This is a genomic window from Rhizobacter sp. P3_B12, assembly GCF_056402895.1.
In genome coordinates, this window is record NZ_JBFUGN010000324.1 from 1 (window position 1) to 5983 (window position 5983).

Below are 5983 nucleotides of genomic sequence, written 5' to 3' on the forward strand. Positions count from 1 at the left end.
GTGCAGCAGCTGCGCGGCGCGGCGCGCATGCTGCTGGAGGCCGATGCGGCGCAACCGGCCCACGCGACCGCCGCGGCGCAGCTCGCCGACCAGCGCGAGCAGCGGCTCGATGCCGCCTCGCGCAAGCTGCTGGCGCAGTGGCCGCAGCTGCAGGCCGCCTACGCGGGCGACGAGTACGTCGTGAAGATCCGCGACAAGGAGCTGCGCACCGCGCTGACCACGCAGAGCCTGTCGGGCACCAAGGTGCGCAAGGTGGCGCTGCCGCAGTTCGAGGACCACGGCGAGATCCTGAAGTGGCTGCTGCTCGACAACGTKCCCGGCAGCTTCCCGTACAGCGCCGGCACCTTCGCGTTCAAGCGCGAGGGCGAGGACCCGACGCGCATGTTCGCCGGCGAGGGCGATGCCTTCCGCACCAACCGGCGCTTCAAGCTGCTCTCCGAAGGGATGCCGGCGAAGCGGTTGTCGACCGCGTTCGACAGCGTCACGCTGTACGGCAACGACCCGGCGCTGCGGCCCGACATCTACGGCAAGGTCGGCAACTCCGGCGTCAGCATCGCGACGCTGGACGACATGAAGGTGCTGTACGGCGGCTTCGACCTGTGCAACCCGGCCACCAGCGTCAGCATGACGATCAACGGGCCGGCGCCGACGATCCTCGCGATGTTCATGAACACCGCGATCGACCAGCAGCTGGCGCGCTTCGAGGCCGACAACGCCCGCGATCCGAGCGACGACGAACTGCACAAGATCCGTGCCTGGGTGCAGCAGAACGTGCGTGGCACGGTGCAGGCCGACATCCTGAAGGAAGACCAGGGGCAGAACACCTGCATCTTCTCGACCGAGTTCAGCCTGAAGGTGATGGGCGACATCGCCGAATACTTCGTGCACCACCAGGTGCGCAACTTCTATTCGGTGAGCATCAGCGGCTACCACATCGCCGAAGCGGGGGCGAACCCGATCAGCCAGCTCGCGTTCACGCTGAGCAACGGCTTCACGTTCGTCGAGGCGTACCTCGCGCGCGGCATGCACGTTGACGACTTCGCGCCGAACCTGAGCTTCTTCTTCAGCAACGGCATGGACCCGGAGTACACCGTGCTCGGCCGCGTCGCGCGGCGCATCTGGGCGGTGGCGATGCGCGAGCGCTACGGCGCCAACGAGCGCAGCCAGAAGCTGAAGTACCACGTGCAGACCTCGGGCCGCTCGCTGCATGCGCAGGAGATCCAGTTCAACGACATCCGCACCACGCTGCAGGCGCTGATCGCGGTCTACGACAACTGCAACTCGCTGCACACCAATGCCTTCGACGAGGCGATCACGACGCCCACCGAGGACAGCGTGCGCCGCGCGATGGCGATCCAGCTGATCATCAACCGCGAATGGGGCCTGGCGAAGAACGAGAACCCGAACCAGGGCGCGTTCATCATCGACGAGCTGACCGAGCTGGTGGAAGAGGCGGTGCTGGCCGAGTTCGAGAAGCTCGCCGAGCGCGGCGGCGTGCTGGGTGCGATGGAGACCGGCTACCAGCGCGGCCAGATCCAGGAAGAGAGCATGCACTACGAGATGCTCAAGCACACCGGCGAGTACCCGATCATCGGCGTCAACACCTTCCGCAACCCGCATGGGGACCCGGTGGCCGATCACATCGAGCTGGCACGCTCGACCGACGACGAGAAGCAGTCGCAGCTCGCGCGGCTCGCGGCCTTCCACGCCACGCATGCCGATGCGGCGCCGGCGATGCTCGCGCGGCTGCAGCAGGCGGTGATCGCCAACGGCAACGTGTTCGAGGTGCTGATGGACGCGGTGCGCTGCTGCTCGCTCGGGCAGATCACCGCGGCGCTGTTCGAGGTGGGCGGGCAGTACCGGCGCAGCATGTAGCCGGGCCGGCGCCTGCCGGCAAGCTTGGGGATGCCGGCACACGCCAAAAGCGATGACAATCCGGTGCCATGAAAGCGCCGCCCATCCGACGATCGACGTCCACCGCGCTCGCCACCGCACGCCGCGCGTGGCGGCTGCTGTACAGCGATTCGCGCCGGTGCATCGTGCTGGCCGACCAGGCGCTCGAGCGCAGCCTCGCGCACGGCGACCAGGCCGCCGAAGGCTGGGCCCGGCTGGTGCGCGGGCTGCACCTGATCTGGTATTCCACACCGCTCGAAGCCGCCGGCGAGCTGGCCGAGGCCGACCGCTGCTTCGACGCCACGCACGACCGCGCCGGCCACCTGCTGGCCGAGGTCGGCATCGCGCGCTGCCTGTGGCGCGAGGGCAAGTACCGCGAATCGCTGGAGCGCGCGCTGCCGCTGCGCGCCGAGGGCCTGGCCGTGCTGAAGCACGACGAACTCGGCATGCTGCTGAACGTGATCGCCGGCTGCTATGCCTCGCTCGGCCAGTCGGAGCAGGCCTTCGCGTACATGTTCCAGGCGCTGAACGAGTCGCGCCCGGCACGCGGCAACGGCTTCGAGGTGGTGCTGTACTGCAACCTCGCGCACGAGCTGATCCAGCTCGGCGACTACCACCAGGCGCTCAGCCACGTCGAGGAAGGCATCGCCCGCTACGCGCGGCTCGACAACCCGCGGCTGCTCAGCGTGCTGCTGATCAACCGCGTGATCTGCCTGACCAACCTCGAGCGCGCGGCCGATGCGCTGGGCGATGTCGAGCGGCTGCTCGCGCTGCCGACCGATGCGAGCGGGCGCGGCAGCACCAATGCGAACTTCGAGACGATGGCGATCGCCGCGCTGCGCGCCGGCAACACCACGCTCGGCGCCGAGCTGATCGAGCGCGCCTCGCAGGACAAGAGCGGCATCAAGGTGCCCGACGAGCGCATCACGCTGGTGGTCGCCACCGCCGAGGTGATGGCCGCGCGCGACCTGCTGCCGCAAGCCGCCGCGCTGCTGGCGCAGGCGCAGCCGGCGGTATTGAACGCCGCGGCCGAAGGCCTGAGCCTGCGCGTGCGCTGCCTGTTCCACCAGGCGATGGCCGACACGCACGAGCGGCTGGGCCACGCGGCGCAGGCGCTGGCCTCTCTGCGCATCTGGCAGGCGCTGCACGTCGAGCGCGCGCAACAGGCCTCGCGGGCGCGCTACCAGGCGGCCTCGCTGCAGACCGAGCTGCGCCGGCTGCAGCAGAACCTCGACGAGATCGAGGCGCGCCGCCGCACCACCGAGCGCGCGAAGGCCGAGCTCGAGGCCATCAACCAGCAGCTGTCGCAGAAGATCGACGAGGTCGAGGCGCTGCAGGCCGAGCTGCGCCAGCAGGCCACGCGCGACTTCCTGACCGGCCTGTTCAACCGCCGCCACCTGAACGACGTGCTGCCGCAGATGCTGCTGCTCGCGCAGCGCGAGCAGCAGCCGCTGGCGGCCGCGATCATCGACCTGGACCACTTCAAGTCGGTGAACGACCGGCACGGCCACGTGGCCGGCGACAAGCTGCTGGCCGCGTTCGGCGCGCTACTGATCGCGCACGGGCGGCGCAGCGACATCGCGTTCCGCTTTGGCGGCGAGGAGTTCTGCCTGCTGATGCCGCGCACCGACGCATTCGCGGCGCAGCGCAAGGTCGAGGCGCTGCTGGGCGCGTGGCGCGACGAGGTGTTCCAGTTCGAGACCGGCACGCTGCACCGCAACACCTTCTCGGCCGGCATCGCCGATTCGCTCGCCGAGCTGGCGGCGATGGAGCAGCTGCTGAAGATCGCCGACGACCGGCTGCTCGAGGCCAAGCGCAGCGGGCGCAACCAGGTGCTGGCGGCGGACCTGCGGGCCGATCCGGTCGAAGCCTAGAAGCTGCCCGGATCGCCCGGGAACACCACCGGCGACTCGTAGCCATCGGCCGACACCGCCGACACGCCGAAGAACCAGTCGTCGATCACGACGTTCTTCAGCACCAGCTGGGTTGCATCGCCCGCGACGAAGCGGCTGTGCTGCCAGTGCGGCGCGGTCGTCTCGCGCCACCACACGCGGTACCCGGCCACGCCCGGCTGCGCCTGCCCCGCTTGTGCCTGCCATTTGATGGTGGTGTCCGGCGTCACCGCGCCCCCGATCGACACGCCCTTCGGCGGCATCGGCGCATTCGCCATCGCGGCCAGCGTCACCGCGTTCAGCCGCGTCACCTGCGCGAGGTACGGGAAATCGACGCCGTCGATCGTGTCGCCGTAGGCGATGCCGCCTTCGGTGCGCAGGTCCTGGTGCTGGCGCGTGTAGTCTTCGTGCGCCTCGGTCACGCGCACCGCCGGGATGCCGGCATCGAGGAACGGCACCTGGTCGCCGCCGCGGCCGTAGCGGTCGGTGCGGTAGACCATCTGCACGCGCAGGTTGGTCAGGTAGCGCGCCGACAGGCTGGCCATGAAGCGCGCGATGTTGCGCGACGGCGAATCGACCTCGCCGCCGTTGTAGCGCCGCTTGCCGGCCTGCGCCGGCGTCTCGACCGCCTTGGTCCCTTCGGAGAACACGCGCACCGTGCCGTTGTCATGCACGCCGTCCTGGCCGTGGCTGTTGCCGACGATGTCGTTGTTCAAGTCGGCCTGCACCTGCCAGCCCTCGACCTTGGCATGGTCGACCAGCACCTTGCCGCCGTACAGGCCCTGCTCCTCGCCCGACAGCGCGGCATAGACGAGGGTCGCGCGGAACTTGTGCTTCGACAGCACGCGCGCCGCCTCCATCAGCGCGGCGACACCCGAGGCGTCGTCGTTCGCGCCGGGCGCGTCGCTGGTCGCATCCATCACGTCGCTGACGCGCGAGTCGAGGTGGCCGGTGATCACGATCACGCGCTGCGGCTCGGTGGTGCCGCGCTGCACCGCAACGATGTCCATCACCTCGGTGGGCTGCGGCAGCCGCGGGCCGGTGAAGGTCTGCGACGGCGTCGCCACCTGCAGGCAACCGCCGCAGTCGCGCGACAGCGCGGTGAAGCGCGACTGCACCCAGCGGCGCGCCGCGCCGATGCCGCGCGTCGGCGAGGTGGTGTCCGAGGCGGTGTGGCGCGTGCCGAACGCGACCAGGTGGGTGATGGTGCTGCGCAGTTCGTCGGGGCTGACGGCGGCGGCGATCTCGCGCAGCGCCGGCTGGTCCGGGAAAGGCGCCGGATCGGGGGGCGCAGCCTGCGCAGCGCCCGCGATCGAACACAAGGCCAGCAGGCTCAGGCGAATCAGCTTCATCGTGGCATCCAGTCAGGGGGAAGGTGGATCATGCCGGTTCGGGCCACGGGAAGCGCCCGTTCAGCACCGGCACGTCGCGCAACCGCGCGACGCTGAAATCGATGAAGGCGCGCAGCTTCGCGGTGGCGCGGCGGCCTTCGAGGTGCACCAGCTGCACCGGCACCGGCGCCGGCTCGTGCGCGGCCAGCACGATGCGCAGTCGCCCGGCAAGCACGTCGTCGGCCACCTGGTACGACATCGCCCGGGCCAGCCCGTGCCCGGCCAGCGCGGCGGCGATCGCCATCTCGCCGGTGTTGGCCACCAGCTGCATGCGCGGCTGCACGCTGTCGCCGCGCGTGCCGAACCCCCACGGCACATTCACCGCGCCGTGCTGCGAGAAGCCGATCGCCGCATGCTGCGGCACATCCGCCGGCGTGCGCGGCACGCCGTGCGCTGCCAGGTAACCGGGCGACGCGACGACGACGCGCCGCACCTGGCCGACCGGCACCGCGTGCAGGCCCGAATCGGCGAGGCGCGCGATGCGCACCGCGACATCGAAGCCCTCGTCGAGCAGGTGCACGACGTGGTCGGCGAACCAGGTGCGCGCGCTGACCTGCGGGTGCGCGGCGAGGAAGTCGAGCAGCACCGGCGCGACGTGCAGCCGCCCGAACATCGCCGGCGCGGTGATCGCGAGCAGCCCTTGCGGCGCGGTGTACGCCCCGCCCGCGGTGGCCTCGGCCTCGGCGATCTCGGCCAGGATGCGCCTGCAGTCGGCATGGAAGCGCGTGCCGGCATCGGTCAGCGAGACGCTGCGCGTCGTGCGCCGCAGCAGCTGCGCGCCCACGTGCTGCTCGATCGCCGCGACCG

General features: G+C 70.5%; 4 protein-coding genes. 2 read left to right on the forward strand and 2 right to left on the reverse strand.

Going from position 1 to position 5983, the window contains the following annotated elements:
• Together AC1D01_RS17320 and AC1D01_RS17325 are read left to right on the forward strand one after the other, a co-directional pair.
• Positions 1-1875 (forward strand): methylmalonyl-CoA mutase family protein (locus AC1D01_RS17320; protein ID WP_477868371.1); only part of this gene is annotated, 1875 nt, incomplete at its 5' end.
• Positions 1876-1943: 68 nt separating this feature from the next.
• Entirely contained in the window at positions 1944-3767 is a 1824-nt protein-coding gene (locus AC1D01_RS17325) for a diguanylate cyclase (RefSeq protein ID WP_477868373.1), read from the forward strand.
• On the opposite strand, the gene AC1D01_RS17330 is transcribed toward AC1D01_RS17325, so the two are convergent.
• Together AC1D01_RS17330 and AC1D01_RS17335 are read right to left on the reverse strand one after the other, a co-directional pair.
• Complete coding sequence (locus tag AC1D01_RS17330; protein WP_477868375.1) at positions 3764-5137, reverse strand: M28 family metallopeptidase; 1374 nt, start codon at positions 5135-5137, stop codon at positions 3764-3766. The two genes, AC1D01_RS17325 and AC1D01_RS17330, sit on opposite strands and share 4 nt — an antisense overlap.
• 28 nt (positions 5138-5165) lie before the next feature.
• Positions 5166-5983: LysR substrate-binding domain-containing protein (locus AC1D01_RS17335; protein WP_477868377.1), on the reverse strand; the 818-nt coding region annotated here is incomplete at its 5' end.

What these genes read in the sequence shown, in the direction of transcription:
- AC1D01_RS17330 (WP_477868375.1), bottom strand. Translation starts at nt 5,137, where the DNA reads ATGAAGCTGATTCGCCTGAGCCTGCTGGCCTTGTGTTCGATCGCGGGC.
- AC1D01_RS17325 (WP_477868373.1), top strand. Translation starts at nt 1,944, where the DNA reads ATGAAAGCGCCGCCCATCCGACGATCGACGTCCACCGCGCTCGCCACC.